This window comes from Sporosarcina sp. P29, from assembly GCF_002743265.1.
Classification (GTDB): Bacteria; Bacillota; Bacilli; order Bacillales_A; family Planococcaceae; genus Sporosarcina.
In genome coordinates, this window is record NZ_PDYX01000001.1 from 355,720 (window position 1) to 371,527 (window position 15,808).

Sequence of the window (15,808 nt, forward strand, 5' to 3'; positions counted from 1 at the left end):
AAAGAGATCTCCATGAAGTGTTGAGACTTCATGGAGATCTTTTGTTTACTGAATAGCAGTTCGCAGACTACTTTAATTCAATTTGCTATTACGTTAATATATTCTTTAATATCGCTATCGCTTGGTCAATTTCTTCTTTTGAAACTGTCAGTGGTGGTAATAGACGGATGACATTCGTTCCCGCAGGTACAAGTAGTAATCCTTGTTTTTCGGCCTCTTGGATAAATGGAGCGATTTCTTTAGTTGAATGAACCCCAACTAATAAACCTTTTCCGCGAATCGAATACTTATCTTTTGGAAGTTCTGACTGAAGTTGTTGCTTCAGATACGTAGATTTTTCTTGAACATCCTTTAAGAATGCAGGATCAAATATATGATCGACTACTGTTTGAGCAACTGAAACGGCTAAAGGATTTCCACCAAAAGTTGTACCATGTGTACCAGGTCCGAATGTATGGAACAGCTCTTCACCAGCTAGCAATGCACCAATAGGGAAGCCGCCACCAAGGCCTTTAGCCAATGAGACGATATTAGGTTTTAGTGCAGTTTGCTCGTAGGCATAACGTGTTCCTGTCCGTCCAATCCCTGTCTGTACTTCATCGATAATGAGAAGGATATTATGTTCATTACATGCAGCCATAACCGCTTCAGCGAAAGCCGGTTCGATAGTGTTAACTCCACCTTCCGCTTGGATGACTTCCAGCATGATAGCAGCCACGTTATCGTTAGTCGCTTGTTTCAAAGCTTCGACATCATTAAATGGCAACGCTTCAAAACTTTCAAGCATCGGACCAAATCCTTGTTGAATTTTATCCTGCCCCGTGGCAGCCATCGCGCCAAAAGTCCGCCCATGGAATGACTGTTTAAACGATAAAATATGGTGCTTGCCTGTATGTTTACGCGCTAATTTAATCGCCGCTTCATTCGCTTCGGCACCACTGTTACAAAACAATGCATAGGATAGATCCGTACCTTTTGTTAATGATTCAGCTAGTTTTTCCTGTTCTGGACTTTCAAATAGATTGGAAGTATGCCATAGCTTTTCGCTTTGTTCTTGCAATGCCTTAACGATTGCAGGATGAGCATGTCCTAAACTGACGACCGCGATGCCGCTAGTAAAGTCTAAATAATCCTTCCCTTTATCGTCTGTCACTACGGTCCCCTGTCCTTTTACGAGATGAACCGCACGTCTTGCGTAGTTATTGAATAAATACGTCACACAATTGCCTCCTCATTGGTAATGACCGTGCCTTTTAATTCCTGACAGACGATTTGTACAGATGGAATACCCGCTTCTAGACAATCAATTGCCGCCATGACTTTCGGAATCATTCCTCCGTAGATATCTTCTGTTTTAATCCAGCCATAAATAGCTTGCGGTTGCACTTCTGTCTGAGGCTGATCTTGAATCCGGATTCCAGATGTATCTGTCACCAATAATAAACTTTCGGCTTCGACAGCTAATGCTATTCGACTTGCGACTGTATCCGCGTTAACGTTCAATGGATCTCCAGATACGGTTGCACCGATACACGAAATAACTGGAATTATTCCTGCATCCAAAAGCGTATCTACAACTTCTGTTTTAACGGTTTTAATCTCTCCCACATAACCATACGTTTCAAAATCAAGTACATCACACGTAAATAAGTTCGCATCGAATCCACTTAATCCAACCGCTTTGACCCCTTCGCTATTGAAGCGATGAACGAGCGCTGGATTCACTTGGCCAATTATGATCGACTGGACGATGTCGATTGCTTCAGCAGACGTAACACGGAACCCTTTAACAACAGTCGAAGTGACTCCACGATTTTCAAGCTCTTGATTAATGTTTGGTCCCCCACCATGAACAATAATTACTTGAACACCATCTTGCTGTAATTTTTTCACACCCTGGAAAAAATTATCACTCAATTCGTCTAGCATACTGCCACCTAGTTTAATAACCTGTCTTTTACGTACGATATGTTGCGTTGATTTGGACGTAGTCATAAGTAAGATCGCACCCCCATGCCATTCCTTGACCAGCTCCCTGGTTTAGTTCTATTGCAAATTTCACTTCATGCTGTTTAAGATAAATCAACAATTTCTCTTCTGAAAATGGAATAGGTTCCCCACCTTCTACTACTACTGTATCGCCGATATAGATTTTGATATCTTCAGGATCTAATGTGGCACCGCTATATCCGATGGCTGCAATAATTCTTCCCCAGTTGGCGTCACAACCAAATACCGCCGTCTTGACAAGCGGTGAGCCTACTACAGATTTTGCGATTTGACGTGCTTGTTCATCCGAAACTGCACCTGTCACTTTCGCTTCGATCAATTTAGTAGCACCTTCCCCATCTTTAGCAATCATTTTCGCTAAATCACGTGATACAGCATGCAATGCATCGACGAAAGATTGCCATTCGGGATGATCTGGAGTTAATGAGTGGTTACCCGCTAGTCCGTTTGCCATAACAAGTACCATATCATTCGTTGATGTATCACCATCTACCGTAATAGAGTTGAATGTCACATCTGTAATTTCTTTTAACGCTGTTTGTAAATGTTCAGATTCGATATTGGCATCGGTTGTGATGAAGCCAAGCATTGTCGCCATATTCGGTTCAATCATTCCTGAACCTTTTGCAACACCCGCTACCACGACTTCACGATCATCGATCACCGTTGCATAGGCAGTATTTTTCGTTACGGTATCTGTAGTTAAAATCGCTTGTGAAAATTGAATGGAACCTTCTAATGTGTCCATCGGTTGAAGCTTTTCAATACCGGATAGTAAAGGGACCATATTCATTTGTTCACCGATCACACCTGTAGAAGCAATGCCTACAAGATTGGAATCGATTCCTAAGTGCTCAGCGGTTTTTTGTTGCATAGTCATTGCATCTTGCATACCTTGCTTACCTGTACATGCATTCGCGTTACCGGAGTTTATGACAATCGCCTGCATCTTTTGCGTTTCATAGACGACTTTTTTTGTGACTTGAAGTGGAGCCGCTTGGATTACATTCGTTGTGAAGACACCCGCAACACTCGCTGGAACTTCGCTGACTAGTAGAGCCAAATCATTTTTCTTATGTTTTAGCCCACAGTGGATGCCGACTGCCTTGAATCCTTTTGGTGAGATAATATTTTTACGCGAGATGCGCTTCATGCTTTCGATGGTTTCCATAGTAGTGCTCCCCTCAATTCTTGTGTTCAAATTAATAGTTCAAATCCATAATGGAATAATATCGATCCCTGTTTTTTCAGGTAGACCATATTGAATATTCATATTTTGTATAGCTTGTCCAGCGGCGCCTTTCACCACATTATCAATGACTGCTATAATCGTTGCTTGATTCGTTCGTGGATCCACCTTGACATGGATATCGCAATAGTTGGAGCCATACACCTGTTTCGTACTGACCTTTTGTACGTCTGTCAAAATACGAACGAACGGACTATCTTTATATGTTTCTTGCAAGCAACTTCTAAGCTGTTCTTCCGTAACTTGTCCATTCACTTCCGCATAGCTCGTCGTCATGATACCTCTTGTCATAGGAACAAGATGCGTTGTGAACGTAATAGGTTCAGGTTGATCTGCAAATATATTCATTGCCTGTTCAATTTCCGGTATATGCTGATGTTGATGAATCTTATATATAGAGAAATTTTCATTCGTCTCACTGAAATGGGTCGCTTGGCTTGGCTTGTTGCCTGCACCAGATATACCACTTTTTGCATCAATAATTAATCGGCTACCGTCAATTAAATTATTTTTCAATAACGGCAGTAAAGATAGAAGAACCGCTGTCGGGTAACATCCTGGGTTCGCAATTATCTCTGCATCCGCAATGTTCGGTTTATTCCATTCTGGAAGTCCGTATACACTTTTCTCCAAGTGTTCAAGTGGTGGTGCATCCTTTTGATACCACTGCTCAAAAGCCGCTTGATCTTTCAGTCTAAAGTCTCCCGATAAGTCGATCAATTTAGCACCTGCTCCCACCAATGGAGGAAGTAACGTAGTTGTAACGCCAGCTGGTGTACTGAAAAAAACTGTGTCCAACTTGCTAATATGTTCAGGTTCTATAGCCTTCATCGGCTGATCGTGAATATTCACAAGATGTGGATATTTTTGAGAAAAGACCGTTCCCACTTCTGAGGAAGTGAATAAATCTATCTGTTCAATTTCCGGATGGTTTTGCAGCAACCGTATCAACTCTAGGCCACCATATCCAGACGCTCCTACGATTCCAACCTTCAACGCCCTCACCTCTTTATTCATTAAAGACAAGTATACGGATGTATAATTATAAAGTCAACTGTATTTTTATTTATTAACAGTCTATTTATAAATTCTCTTTTCGTTCTTATATAGAAAATCTATAACTTCCTCTTCACTATATGTTATTATTATGGAGAGTATAATATGATCAAATGAATAAGAAACTTTCAGGAGGCTATTATGGTAGATTTATTAAAATTATCCGGTAAAAACATTGTGATTATGGGTGTGGCAAATGAACGTAGTATTGGTTGGGGAGTCGCAAAAGCATTATTCTCCGTTGGTGCGAATGTCATTTTTACATACCGTAAAGATCGCTCTCGTGATAAATTAGAAAAAGCTTTAGCTAAAAGTGAATTTACAGCCACACAAATTGTACAGTGTGATGTGAATAGTGATGAGAGCATAGAGCAAGCTTTCAAATCGATTGGCGAACACGTTGGTGTTATTCATGGCGTAGTTCACTCCATCGCATTTGCACATCAACAAGACTTGCATAATCCATTCGTGGAAACGACTCGTGAAGGATATGCATTCGCACAAGATTCTAGTGCATATTCATTGGTAGCGGCAGCACGTGAAGCCCGTCATTATATGACAGAAGGTGGAGCGATCATTACGATGAGTTATTTAGGAGCGGAACGAGTTCTTGAAGGCTATAACGTAATGGGTGTTGCAAAAGCAGCTCTTGAAGCTTCTGTACGCTACTTAGCATCTGAGCTAGGTGAACAAAATATCCGTGTCAATGCAATCTCTGCCGGAGCGGTTCGTACATTGTCCGCAAAAGGTGTTCCTTCCTTTAATACCATCCTTAGTCAAATTGAGGAACGCGCGCCACTAAAACGTAATGTCAAACCTGAAGAAGTTTCAGATATGACTGTGGCGATGCTAAGTAGTTTATCGAGTGGTGTGACAGGTGAAGTTATCTATGTGGATGCTGGCTACCACATTATGGGGTAATCTTATTAAGGATTCTCTTAGGAGAATCCTTTTTTATGAGCTCTTTCCACAAAAATACAATTAATTATCGAAATACATACACTTTTCAAAGTACTTCAGGAGGAATTTCAAATGAATAGATTTACCAAATTCGATACGTTCAAATTGGGGCTGACGATGTTTGCTCTCTTTTTTGGTGCTGGAAATATGATTTTCCCACCGCTGCTAGGTCAACTAGCAGGAACACAAACATGGATCACGCTGGCTGGTTTTTTAATTACAGGAGTCGGCCTTCCCTATCTTGGCATAATTGCAGTCACTATGAGTGGCAATCAATTAAATGATTTAGCTGGAAAAGCATCACCTGTATTCGCCATGATATTTCCATTAGTTATATATTTAGCACTTGGACCGTTCTTCGGTGTTCCGCGTACAGCGACTGTTTCATTCGAAATAGCCGTTTCACCATTTGTACCGGATTCGTATTCTAGGTTAGCATTGATGCTCTTCTCCATTATATTTTTTGCGGTGACGATTTGGCTCTCATTTAAGCCGAATAAAATAGTCGATCGCTTCGGAAGTATTTTAACTCCGATATTGCTAGCTATCGTAACGTTCATTGTCGTGACGGGTATTATTAATCCCGTAGGCAAAGCGGGCGTGCCACAAGGATCTTATGCAGAAGATTATTTTTACAAAGGATTTATTGAAGGATACGGAACAATGGACGCAATGGCAGCGCTAGTCTTCGCTATTATCGTCATTAATGCCGTGAAGGCGAAAGGTATTACAGATAGAAAAGCGATTACTTCCATTACGATGAAAGCAGGATCTATCGCAGTTATCGGGCTGAGTTTCGTCTATGCTGGATTAGCCTATTTAGGGATGACAAGCCGCTCTGTAGCGGAAGGCGCAACGAACGGCGGAGATATTTTAGCAAAACTTGCGTATGCCTTGATGGGTAATAACGGTTTATACTTACTTGGGCTTGCAGTAACACTAGCTTGCTTAACGACTTCGGTTGGATTGACGACTGCAAGTGCTACCTATCTTTCTAAAATCGCTCCTAAGATTTCTTATAAAGCGTTCGTCTTTATTATTTGTTTGTTTTCTACGATAGTCGCGAATGTCGGCCTCACGCAGTTGCTTGCAGTGATGATTCCAGTACTAGGTGGAGTATATCCTCTAGCCATTGTCTTAATTACCTTTAGATTGTTACACCCGTTATTTAAAGGCTATCATGAAGTATATAATTACGGTTTACTAGCAGCAGGTCTTATTGGATTCTTTGATGTGTTACGAGCATTCAATATCGATCTGGTACCGGTTACATATATATTGGAATTCTTACCTTTATATGAGCAAGGCGTCGGTTGGATTTTGCCTGCTATAGCGTTTGGCGCAATAGGTTTTATTGTCGCTTCCGTTCAAGGTAAGCCTCGCGTTGAATAGTAAAAAGCCTGCGGACATTCCGCAGGCTTTTTATATACTTATTACATTTCTTTCATCAATCCCTTATTCCCTTTTGTAATAATGGATTCGTAATCGATATATTCATAGATGTCATCCTCGATATGGCCGCTGAACTTTTTGAGTTCTCCCACTGTAAGATCTTCAATTGCTTTGTTTTCTTGTTCACAATAAATGATGATTTTTCCAACGATTTCATGAGCATCTCGGAATGGCGTACCTTTTGCGACTAAGTAGTCGGCCACTTCTGTCGCATTCAAGAATCCACCTTTAATTGCAGCTTTCATATGCTCTGCATTTACTTGTAGAGTGTCGATCATTTTAGACATGATTTCCAAGCAGTCAAGAACAGTATCTAATGCATCGAAGAATTGTTCTTTGTCTTCCTGCATGTCTTTATTATATGTTAATGGCAAACCCTTCAACGTCGTCAGTAAAGCGAATAAAGAACCATATACTCGTCCTGTTTTACCACGGATCAGTTCTGCCGCATCCGGATTTTTCTTTTGAGGCATTATACTACTTCCTGTTGAGTAAGCATCTGAAATCGTGATAAAGCGGAACTCTTGGCTACTCCAAAGAATAAGCTCTTCACTCAATCTACTCATGTGCATCATGATTAACGAGAAGTCGGACATCAATTCTATTAAATAGTCACGATCGCTGACCCCGTCAAGAAAGTTATCTACCGGCTTATCGAACCCTAGTAATGCGGTCGTCACCTGGCGATCAATATCATGCGTCGTACCAGCAAGCGCACCACAGCCAAGTGGATTTTCATTCAGAATCTCAGCAGCATTTTGTACACGTTTTTTATCGCGCTTGAACATTTGTGCATAAGCACCTAGATGATGTCCGAAAGTGACGACCTGCGCGCGTTGCAAATGTGTATAGCCCGGCATAATAACGTTGTTTGCTTTTCCTTTCGCTTCAAGTGAATCAATTAAGACCTGCAGCGCATCCATGACAACAGAAGTTTGATTTCTAGCATACTGTCTCATATCAACAGCTACTTGATCGTTTCGACTACGGGCTGTATGCAATTTCTTACCCGTCTCCCCAACTCGCTCCGTCAGATTCATTTCAATAAACGAATGAATATCTTCATAATTACCTTCAATTAGTAATTCGCCCGATTCGATATCCGCCAAAATCGACTGCAAGCCGTTCACTAGCAACTCACCTTCCTCAGGTGACAATAAATCTGAATGAACTTGCATCGTTACGTGCGCGATACTACCCGCGATATCCTCTCTATATAATCGATAATCAACCGGTAAGGAGCTATTAAACTTCTCCATGATCTCATCTGCTTTACTACTAAAACGTCCGCCCCAAAGTTTCATTATTCATCAAACCTCTCAATTCGTATTTTTATACGTATAATTGTATAGAAATTATGTTCATTAGTATCTCGTATCTTTTCTATTCTTTTATTTTGACACAGTAGACGACAATTTTCTACTTTGAGTGATGTAGTACTTTCTTGCATAAACCGTATAGCTATGGGATAATGATTTCACTACAAATGAATGAGTGATGACAATGAGAAACCTTGTCCCAATCCAACAATTAAAATTATGTATGACCTCGCCCAAACTAAGCGAGGTTTTTTTGTTGCTTAGAGGAAACACTGTTAGAGGAGGGAAACATTTATGACTATTCAAGTACGCGAGCATTCCACTTCTGCGATTATGGCTATCTGGATCAGTTTATTGAGTAATGTGATCTTGACTATATTAAAACTGGTAGTCGGCTTTGTTTTTAGAAGTCCCGTTTTACTTGCAGATGGTTTCCACAACGCGGGTGATGTGGTAGCTTCTGCTGCCGCACTGACTTCCATGCAAATTTCAAAACGTCCGGCAGATGAAGATCACCCATATGGACACGGTAAAGCGGAAGTAATTGGTTCAAGTATCGTCGCTATTATTTTAGGGCTAGCCGCGATCTATATTGCTTTCGAAGCGATCATGGCATTATTTGAAGATCCTGCTACAGCCAGTAGGATCGCCTTACTAACAGCCATCGTATCGCTAATTTGGAAATATGTACTCTATATTTACACAATACGTATCGGTAAAGCAGAAAATAGTAAAGGTCTGATCGCGACAGCGTATGATCACTTAGCTGATGTCTATGCCTCGTTTGCTGCAGTAGTAGGTATTGGACTAGCCTTAATTGGAGATGCTTACGAATGGCCACTACTCACATATGGTGATCCCATCGCAGGTATTATCGTCTCTATTCTTGTCTTTAAAATCGCTATCGATATCGGTAAGGAAAGTATTGATATATTAATGGAGAAAAGTGTTTGTGATGAGCGACTAGTCGCATTTGAAGAATTGATTCACTCCATTCCAGAAGTTAAGCGAATTGATCGCCTGCGCGCAAGAGAACATGGACATTACGTATTGGTCGATATTCGAATTGGTATTAGTGGTGATTTGACGATACAAGAAGGCCATATTATCTCGAGTAGATTACGTAATTTGATCATGGCAAAAAATGAAGACGTCGATGAAGTATTAATTCACCTAAATCCGTGGTATCCCGAAAAACAATCCGTTATACTTACTAACGAGGAGTGAATAAAATGAGTACAGTAACAATCAAAACAATAGAAGTATGTGTAAAGGAAACAGAGGAAACAGTACGCTTTGCGGATGAGCGCTTTTTACAGGAACCCATCTCTTATTTGAAATCTAATATAGCTGAATTTCTTTTTGTCGAGTCCCCTGACTTTGATGAAATCAAAGTGGATTCGCTGGCACTTGAAGTAGATGACATGTTTAAAACGTATATGGCTTTATTTGGTTTACAAGGTAAGAAAAAAGAAGGCGAAACTATTCGCACATTTATTGAGGAAAAACTTCAGCATAATCTACATGGTTTTAGTATTTCATTTTCCGATAACGAAGGTTTCTGGGAATTGAATATTCCGTTTGATTCTCTTAAAGGTTTTGACGAGAAGATGTCTATCCAAGATGCATTACAACTTCTGTATGAAATACTTGGCGATTTGCATAAAATGAGAGCAAATAACTAATGGCTTCACAATTTATATATACGTATATTCGGCATCGAGATGAACAGGAATTATGTCGAATGGAAATGCGGTCTTTTTTCGGTTACGACGTAGAGGACAACGTGATTGTAAGTGATATTGGCGTTAATCCGTCACGAAGTCCGTTCATACAAACTCGACTCGAAGTCTTATTAGATGCAGACAGTTTAGAATTGCTGACAGAAAAAGCTTCTAAGCTAGAGATTGATCAATTATTTAAGACCGTCTGCTTGAACGATATGACACTTTCAACAACGGCTAAGATTGGTCATGATACTCGTCGTGAAATTGAGCGTACAATTGGATTACAAATCAAAGGCGAGCCTGAACTTGACCATCCTGAAGTGTTCATCGGCATCATGCAATTGGACGGTCGTTGGTATGCAGGAAATGTACTTTACAGTTCTTCTGATTGGTACTTACACCAACAGAAGCCGCACATGTACTCCACTGCGCTTAGTACACGTTTAGCCAGAGCTGCCGTCAATATTGCAGTACCGCATCCTGAAGGCAAACGCGTCATCGATCCTTGCTGTGGAATCGGAACTGTCCTTGTTGAGGCATTATCTATGGGTATCCCTATTGAAGGTCGTGATATAAATCCGCTTGTCGTCTATGGCTCAAGGAAAAACATCGACTACTTTGATTTGAAAGGCAATGTCACTATAGGTCCCATTGCTGAAGTCGACGAAGAATATGATGTGGCCATTATCGATATGCCCTATAATTTATTTACGCATATTACAGCAGAAGGCCAACTCGAGATTCTGAAAGAAGCTCGCCGTTTTGCTAAAAGCTGTTTAATTATTACGATTGAAAATATGGATGAAATGCTTGAAATTGCTGGATTTGAGATAGCGGATCGTTGCCTTGCACGCAAAGGAACGTTTTCACGTGAAGTAGTCCTATGTAAATAAAAAAAGACGAGTGAGGATTTTTCTCTCACTCGTTTTTTTATTGTATCTAAAGACTTTTTAAAATATGATAAAGGAAGATTGGGGGGGGTGTTAATGAAACGTTTTTTGTCAGCAATTATAGCTACTATCTTATTTGCAATTGTATACTCCGCCATTTCCTATGCACCTGAATCACAACGGGAACCGAATACCTATTATTTCGGATTCACTGAAACTATAGTATTTGTCATGCTATACGGGGGACCTGTCTTTTTACTAATTGGAATTCCCCTATCAATTATGATTGATAAGTCAATAGAAAATAAAAAATCACAGTACATAAAGAAGCTAGTTTTCTATTCAGTGGCTGGTCTTCTAATTGGTGCGCTATTCCCTCTTGTTCTATTGCCTGGACTGAATTTAGCGTCGCTGATTGTCTTATATGCCGGTATTGGTCTTATGGCAGCAAATATTTATTTTCATACATTTCTGTTGTTACCTTTCAGTAATAAAACACCAAGAAATTTAGAGAAATAATGCGATTTGTTTGAGTTTACAAAAACAGTAAAGAAAGTATAGCAGTTTCTACTGACTTGGATATCCTACTTATAAAAAATATTTGAAGAGTGTGAATTTTATAATATAGGGGAAACAAAAGTATCAGAGCATTTATCTATCACGTCATTCTATTTTACAGTGAGCTCTTATTACTTTCCAAGGAGTGAAGTCTATGTTTATTAGTATTATGAAGCTTTTGAGTGTTCTTTATCTATGGACATGGTTCATCTGGCCGTTCGTTTTTGTTATTTCTATAATTTATGCGATCAAGGAACTCGTGCAGGAAGAGCCTGCATTTATGAAGCCAGCCATCATTGCGTCGGTGGCCTTACTCATTATTCTCTCAGGGATCGCCTCCCCTGCTTTGTTTTTATGAGTTTTTGAAAAGAAGTGATCGAAGTCGGCTTTTTATGACTTCGATCACTTTTTTGTTCTTAATTATTTGATATGGAAACTGTGCGTCAAAAGGATGGCATTAGTGTTGGGGTGGAGATTGGCGGCGAGTGCAAAGATGTGCTCCTAATGCTTCGCTTTTACTCGCAAAAGCCGTTCTTCGTTACGGCTCTTCCGCAGGCCCATGGGAAAGCGTCCGCCAACTGTAGCCTCCATCCTCTCGCATTCACTAAGTAAATAACTATTCCGAAGCACTTGCTTTTGAATTTAAATAATTTCTCTTCTTCTAACACTCCCAACCAACACAAAAAAGGATGCCCAGTTAAGGACATCCTTTTAAATAGTACTTATTTAGTCAAGGACACTGTATAATCCGCAAGCAAACGTGCTCCGTAGCCCGTTGCTGACTTCGTATAATACCCTTTTGACTTCTGCTTATCCATAACGCCCGCCATGTCCACATGCAACCAGTTGTTCTTCGGTGCGAACTTACGCAAGAAGAGACCAGCCGTGATCGAACCTGCAACAGTTAAAGAACTCATGTTGTTGCAATCTGCATAGGCGCTATCAAGTGTTTCTTCATACTCATCAATTAAAGGAAGTGGCCAAACGAAGTCACCGTTTTGATCACCAATTTTCTTCATTTTATTAGACAACTCTTCATCACCGAAAACTCCGCCGACTTCCGTACCGAGTGCCGCAACAACCGCGCCAGTCAATGTGGCGATATCGACTGTGTAATCTGCATTTAATTCACCTGCACGAATTAATCCATCAGCTAAAATCAAACGGCCTTCTGCATCGGTATTACCGACTTGTACGCTAATACCATTCTTGTATTGAATCACTTCGCCCGGCATAACAGCGTCAGGTCCAGGTGTATTTTCAACCATCGGAATTAACACAACTACATTCACTTTGGCATCTGAATGAGCTAGAAGTGACAATGCACCACTCACAGCTGCTGAACCGCCCATATCCATACGCATGTCACTGTCATCGCGGCCGCCTTTCAAGCTAATACCGCCTGAATCATATGTTACGCCTTTTCCGACAAGAGCTACGAGTGGTTTCGATGCATCTGTCTGCAATGTCATCTCTACGAAAGAAGGCTCGTATTTACTACCGCGGCATACCGTTAATACACCATTCATTTCGCGTTCTTCAATTTCTTTTTTGCCAAGTACATCGATTTTCACTTTCGTTCCTTTAAAATGATCTTTTAATACTTCAGGATATGTCTCTGGGTTTAGCACATCAGAAAGTTCATTCATCAAGTCACGAGAAAAAGCCATAGCTGCTGCACGCACTTCTCCTAATTTGACCGCTGCATTGTCTGCACCTTTAACATCTAATATAGTGACGGGGTCCGCTTTTTTAGATTGGTAACGATCAAAGTTATAAGCACCGAGGTGCCATCCTTCGACGAAAGCCGTCACTGCCTCGTCTTGAGATGGCCACTTTTGTCCTAGCTGATCTGCTTGAATCGAAGCAGAATCTACTTTTTGTGCCGCAAGATTACGAGAGATTTCTCCTGCAATACTGCGAATTGTATCTACTGTTTTCCATTCTTTATTCTTTATAACAACTAGTTGTTTTCCATCATGTATAAATGTGGAAAATCCTCCAGCTTGATTGTCGACAAATTGCTTCACCAAAAGATTCTTCGTTATTTGTCCATCTGTTGCGAATAAAATTTCTACATTAATTTTCATAATTATAATAGCTCCCTTCACTATTTCGGTTTCCTAAATAGCTTATCACTTTTTACCTGATAGCGCTAAGAAGAGAGTTGCCAGTGGTCCTAAAAACAAGGATAGTATAAACCAGTTCAATCCACTTCTGTTTTTTCCTTGCGCTAATACTGCATTGATTAGAGCTAACGTACCCCATCCTACGAAATATCCTTCACTCATTTTTCATCACTCCGTTATCTAGTTGTATAGTATGTATACGATTTACCTAACAAGTTAGTTTCATTAATAGCTTTTAACGTAAAAAAAGGACACCTTTGATGTCCTTTTTTACACATGACTTTTTAACTACCTATTGATGTAGGAGCGTTATCATCAGTCGCATTTTGGAAGTTCTGATTACCGACTTTAGCGCGCACTTCCTCTTCTGTTAACGGCGGAGGAATTTCATGGTCTGCCAACTCTTTGTTTTCAAGTGGAACTTCTATGTTCTCCATAGCAGCATTCTTCGCATCCATTTGGCGCCCATATTGCTCACGTTGTTCTACAGTAGTCCGTTGTTCTTTTGATAAATCAGCCATTTCATCACCTCAATCGTACATTTTCACTTATTTTTCCCGTTATTTGCTATACTAAACCTATTAAGTGAAACGGAAGGAGAGGTGCTACGTGACAACGATTTTAGTGGACGCAGATGGCTGTCCGGTAATCAATGAAACGATTGCGATTGCTAAAGAGTACGGTCTACCTTGCGTGTTAATATGTGACACTGCACATGAAATGCACCGAGAAGGCGCAGAAACGATTACTGTTTCCAAAGGTGCCGACGCAGTCGATTTTGTATTGGTGAACCGCATAAAAAAAGGCGATATCGTCGTAACTCAAGACTATGGATTGGCCGCTATGGCGTTGGCAAAACAAGGTTTGCCACTTGATCAGAATGGCAGATGGTACACAAATGACAATATCGATCAATTACTTGCGGCACGTCATAAAGCTCAGAAAATCCGCCGAGCAGGAGGTCGTTTGCGAGGTCCCAAAAAACGAACTACTGAACAAAATGAAGGATTCATTATTAGTTTGCGTGAATTATGTAAAACCATTCAACCTTAAATTAGTCCATATTATACAACAAGAGATCGCAAAGATTACTTGCGATCTCTTGTTGTATAATCTTTACGGCTTTACGAGAATAACTAAAACATCAGAGTCTTCTACTGCTTGTAAACTATGTCTTTCTAACGGTACCATATGCAAGACATTATCTGGTGTTACATCCACCGGCTCGCCTTCCACTATGAACCGTACCTTTCCTTTACGCACGATGATGAATACTTCTTTATTCGCATCATGCTCAGCTACTTCCTCTCCTGTACGCAATTGAATATTCATAAAAGTTGCATTGTCGACATTCGCTACTTTCTCCACATGCTTTTTCTTTTCAGACAGTTGATTTTTTGTATCAATCAATTTCATTAGTCTTCTCCCCTTTCAGAATTTCTTGCATAATCAGTTCATACGACTTCAGTTTATCATGAAAGTTATATGTAATAGAAACGAGCATGATTTCTTGTGCTCCAAAATCTTGCGCTATTTGTTCCAACTGCCTACGGGCCGATTCTGGTGTCCCTACAATCATCCGCTCACGGTTTAATTGAACCAACTCCCGTTCCAGTTGACTATATGGATATGCTGCTGCTTGTTCTGGTGAAGGTGTACCCTCTACTTTCATTCCTTGCTGTTGCATAATCATTAACAGATCCAATGAAGACGCAATCCAATCTGCCTTTTCTTCCGTCTCTGCACAAAACAAAAATACCGCTACTGCTTGCTTTGGTGAAGACGTAAACGCAGAAGCTTGAAAATGCTCTCGATAAAACTTCGCTGCTTCCCTGCCCCCTTCACTATTGATGAATTGTGCAAACATATAAGGTAAACCTTTTTGAGCCGCTAAACTCGCTGACTCTTTGCTTGTGCCTAACATCCAGACGGGTGGTGCATTATTTGTGAGTGGGGTTGCTTTCAATCCTTCATATCGATGATCTTTAGGCAATGTATCGTGAAGATACATGTGTAGGTCATCAATTTGTTGAGGATATTGATCACGATTTAGATATTCACCGTTGTTAAGAGCATAAGTTGCTCGAGGCATTCCCGCTGGTGCACGCCCTATACCCGCATCAATTCTCCCAGGAAACAGAGCTTCTAACACTTTGAAGTTTTCCGCCACCTTATAAGGGGAATAGTGAGGTAGCATGACACCGCCTGAGCCAATTCGGATAGTCGAAGTGACTGTAGCCAAATGCGCCATCAGAATTTCAGGGGATGAACCTGCTAGAGTTGGAGCATCGTGATGTTCAGAGACCCAAAAGCGGCTATAGCCTAATTCTTCGGCTTTCTTCGCCAAGCAGGTAGTTTGCTGAAAAGCTTCATGAGCATCACTGCCGGATGTAATGGGAGATTGATCTAATATACTTAATTGTATCTTCAAGACAAGTCCTCCTCTTCTTTAGCATAT

General features: G+C 40.6%; 18 protein-coding genes. 8 read left to right on the forward strand and 10 right to left on the reverse strand.

Features of this window, described 5'->3' with window-relative positions:
• Nucleotides 1–88 precede the first annotated feature (88 nt).
• Genes CSV68_RS01680 through argC form a run of 4 tightly spaced genes read right to left on the reverse strand, consistent with a single transcriptional unit; the run spans nucleotide 89 to nucleotide 4,255 of the window.
• A complete protein-coding gene (locus tag CSV68_RS01680) occupies nucleotides 89–1,219 on the reverse strand; it encodes an acetylornithine transaminase (protein WP_099634990.1) in 1,131 nt (376 codons plus the stop codon).
• Nucleotides 1,216–1,995, reverse strand: a complete 780-nt coding sequence (gene argB / locus CSV68_RS01685; RefSeq protein ID WP_099661327.1) for an acetylglutamate kinase — start codon at nucleotides 1,993–1,995, stop codon at nucleotides 1,216–1,218. The genes CSV68_RS01680 and argB overlap by 4 nt, the downstream gene beginning before the upstream one ends.
• Complete coding sequence (argJ, locus tag CSV68_RS01690) at nucleotides 1,958–3,181, reverse strand: bifunctional glutamate N-acetyltransferase/amino-acid acetyltransferase ArgJ (RefSeq protein WP_099661328.1); 1,224 nt, start codon at nucleotides 3,179–3,181, stop codon at nucleotides 1,958–1,960. The genes argB and argJ overlap by 38 nt, the downstream gene beginning before the upstream one ends.
• A gap of 39 nt (nucleotides 3,182–3,220) precedes the next feature.
• Entirely contained in the window at nucleotides 3,221–4,255 is a 1,035-nt protein-coding gene (argC, locus tag CSV68_RS01695) for an N-acetyl-gamma-glutamyl-phosphate reductase (RefSeq protein ID WP_233192835.1), read from the reverse strand.
• A gap of 201 nt (nucleotides 4,256–4,456) precedes the next feature.
• Here argC and CSV68_RS01700 point away from each other — a divergent pair, with 201 nt between their 5' ends.
• Together CSV68_RS01700 and brnQ are read left to right on the forward strand one after the other, a co-directional pair.
• Entirely contained in the window at nucleotides 4,457–5,236 is a 780-nt protein-coding gene (locus CSV68_RS01700; protein ID WP_099634994.1) for an enoyl-ACP reductase FabI, read from the forward strand.
• Between the two features lie 111 nt (nucleotides 5,237–5,347).
• Complete coding sequence (gene brnQ, locus CSV68_RS01705) at nucleotides 5,348–6,667, forward strand: branched-chain amino acid transport system II carrier protein (protein ID WP_099661330.1); 1,320 nt, start codon at nucleotides 5,348–5,350, stop codon at nucleotides 6,665–6,667.
• Nucleotides 6,668–6,708: 41 nt separating this feature from the next.
• On the opposite strand, the gene argH is transcribed toward brnQ, so the two are convergent.
• Nucleotides 6,709–8,031 (reverse strand): argininosuccinate lyase, encoded by a 1,323-nt coding sequence (argH, locus tag CSV68_RS01710; RefSeq protein ID WP_099661331.1) that lies wholly within the window; start codon nucleotides 8,029–8,031, stop codon nucleotides 6,709–6,711.
• A 309-nt stretch (nucleotides 8,032–8,340) separates the two neighbouring features.
• Between argH and CSV68_RS01715 the strand changes: the two genes are divergently transcribed.
• The 5 genes from CSV68_RS01715 (at nucleotide 8,341) to CSV68_RS01735 (ending at nucleotide 11,579) form a co-directional block, all read left to right on the forward strand.
• Entirely contained in the window at nucleotides 8,341–9,273 is a 933-nt protein-coding gene (locus CSV68_RS01715) for a cation diffusion facilitator family transporter (RefSeq protein ID WP_099661332.1), read from the forward strand.
• A 5-nt stretch (nucleotides 9,274–9,278) separates the two neighbouring features.
• Entirely contained in the window at nucleotides 9,279–9,731 is a 453-nt protein-coding gene (locus CSV68_RS01720; protein ID WP_099661333.1) for a protoporphyrinogen oxidase, read from the forward strand.
• A 59-nt stretch (nucleotides 9,732–9,790) separates the two neighbouring features.
• Entirely contained in the window at nucleotides 9,791–10,666 is an 876-nt protein-coding gene (locus CSV68_RS01725; protein WP_233192836.1) for a TRM11 family SAM-dependent methyltransferase, read from the forward strand.
• A 93-nt stretch (nucleotides 10,667–10,759) separates the two neighbouring features.
• Nucleotides 10,760–11,182, forward strand: a complete 423-nt coding sequence (locus tag CSV68_RS01730) for a spermidine synthase family protein (protein WP_099661335.1) — start codon at nucleotides 10,760–10,762, stop codon at nucleotides 11,180–11,182.
• A 193-nt stretch (nucleotides 11,183–11,375) separates the two neighbouring features.
• A complete protein-coding gene (locus CSV68_RS01735) occupies nucleotides 11,376–11,579 on the forward strand; it encodes a hypothetical protein (RefSeq protein ID WP_099661336.1) in 204 nt (67 codons plus the stop codon).
• A 364-nt stretch (nucleotides 11,580–11,943) separates the two neighbouring features.
• Here the strand turns inward: CSV68_RS01735 and CSV68_RS01740 are convergent, their stop codons facing one another.
• The 3 genes from CSV68_RS01740 to CSV68_RS01745 all read right to left on the reverse strand — a co-directional run bounded on the left by CSV68_RS01740 (nucleotide 11,944) and on the right by CSV68_RS01745 (nucleotide 13,871).
• The gene (locus CSV68_RS01740; protein WP_099661337.1) at nucleotides 11,944–13,311 is read right to left on the reverse strand and encodes a leucyl aminopeptidase family protein; all 1,368 of its coding nucleotides are present in this window, start codon (nucleotides 13,309–13,311) and stop codon (nucleotides 11,944–11,946) included.
• A gap of 45 nt (nucleotides 13,312–13,356) precedes the next feature.
• Nucleotides 13,357–13,512, reverse strand: coding sequence for a hypothetical protein (locus tag CSV68_RS17280; RefSeq protein ID WP_199174996.1), 156 nt, complete (start codon nucleotides 13,510–13,512; stop codon nucleotides 13,357–13,359).
• A 122-nt stretch (nucleotides 13,513–13,634) separates the two neighbouring features.
• The gene (locus tag CSV68_RS01745) at nucleotides 13,635–13,871 is read right to left on the reverse strand and encodes a hypothetical protein (protein WP_099661338.1); all 237 of its coding nucleotides are present in this window, start codon (nucleotides 13,869–13,871) and stop codon (nucleotides 13,635–13,637) included.
• A gap of 88 nt (nucleotides 13,872–13,959) precedes the next feature.
• Between CSV68_RS01745 and CSV68_RS01750 the strand changes: the two genes are divergently transcribed.
• On the forward strand, nucleotides 13,960–14,403 hold the full coding sequence (locus CSV68_RS01750) for a YaiI/YqxD family protein (RefSeq protein ID WP_099661339.1): 444 nt from the start codon (nucleotides 13,960–13,962) through the stop codon (nucleotides 14,401–14,403).
• Between the two features lie 63 nt (nucleotides 14,404–14,466).
• Here CSV68_RS01750 and CSV68_RS01755 read toward each other — a convergent pair whose 3' ends face one another.
• Complete coding sequence (locus tag CSV68_RS01755; RefSeq protein WP_099635000.1) at nucleotides 14,467–14,766, reverse strand: cupin domain-containing protein; 300 nt, start codon at nucleotides 14,764–14,766, stop codon at nucleotides 14,467–14,469.
• Nucleotides 14,753–15,781: an LLM class flavin-dependent oxidoreductase gene (locus CSV68_RS01760; RefSeq protein WP_099635001.1), complete on the reverse strand. Its 1,029-nt coding sequence runs from the start codon at nucleotides 15,779–15,781 to the stop codon at nucleotides 14,753–14,755. Before CSV68_RS01760 ends, CSV68_RS01755 begins: the two co-directional genes overlap by 14 nt.
• Nucleotides 15,782–15,808: the final 27 nt, after the last annotated feature.

Coding starts and splice junctions, on each gene's coding strand:
- argB (WP_099661327.1), bottom strand. CDS start 1,995: ATGACTACGTCCAAATCAACGCAACATATCGTACGTAAAAGACAGGTT.
- argJ (WP_099661328.1), bottom strand. CDS start 3,181: ATGGAAACCATCGAAAGCATGAAGCGCATCTCGCGTAAAAATATTATC.
- CSV68_RS01700 (WP_099634994.1), top strand. CDS start 4,457: ATGGTAGATTTATTAAAATTATCCGGTAAAAACATTGTGATTATGGGT.
- brnQ (WP_099661330.1), top strand. CDS start 5,348: ATGAATAGATTTACCAAATTCGATACGTTCAAATTGGGGCTGACGATG.
- argH (WP_099661331.1), bottom strand. CDS start 8,031: ATGAAACTTTGGGGCGGACGTTTTAGTAGTAAAGCAGATGAGATCATG.
- CSV68_RS01715 (WP_099661332.1), top strand. CDS start 8,341: ATGACTATTCAAGTACGCGAGCATTCCACTTCTGCGATTATGGCTATC.
- CSV68_RS01720 (WP_099661333.1), top strand. CDS start 9,279: ATGAGTACAGTAACAATCAAAACAATAGAAGTATGTGTAAAGGAAACA.
- CSV68_RS01725 (WP_233192836.1), top strand. CDS start 9,791: ATGGAAATGCGGTCTTTTTTCGGTTACGACGTAGAGGACAACGTGATT.
- CSV68_RS01730 (WP_099661335.1), top strand. CDS start 10,760: ATGAAACGTTTTTTGTCAGCAATTATAGCTACTATCTTATTTGCAATT.
- CSV68_RS01735 (WP_099661336.1), top strand. CDS start 11,376: ATGTTTATTAGTATTATGAAGCTTTTGAGTGTTCTTTATCTATGGACA.
- CSV68_RS01740 (WP_099661337.1), bottom strand. CDS start 13,311: ATGAAAATTAATGTAGAAATTTTATTCGCAACAGATGGACAAATAACG.
- CSV68_RS17280 (WP_199174996.1), bottom strand. CDS start 13,512: ATGAGTGAAGGATATTTCGTAGGATGGGGTACGTTAGCTCTAATCAAT.
- CSV68_RS01745 (WP_099661338.1), bottom strand. CDS start 13,871: ATGGCTGATTTATCAAAAGAACAACGGACTACTGTAGAACAACGTGAG.
- CSV68_RS01755 (WP_099635000.1), bottom strand. CDS start 14,766: ATGAAATTGATTGATACAAAAAATCAACTGTCTGAAAAGAAAAAGCAT.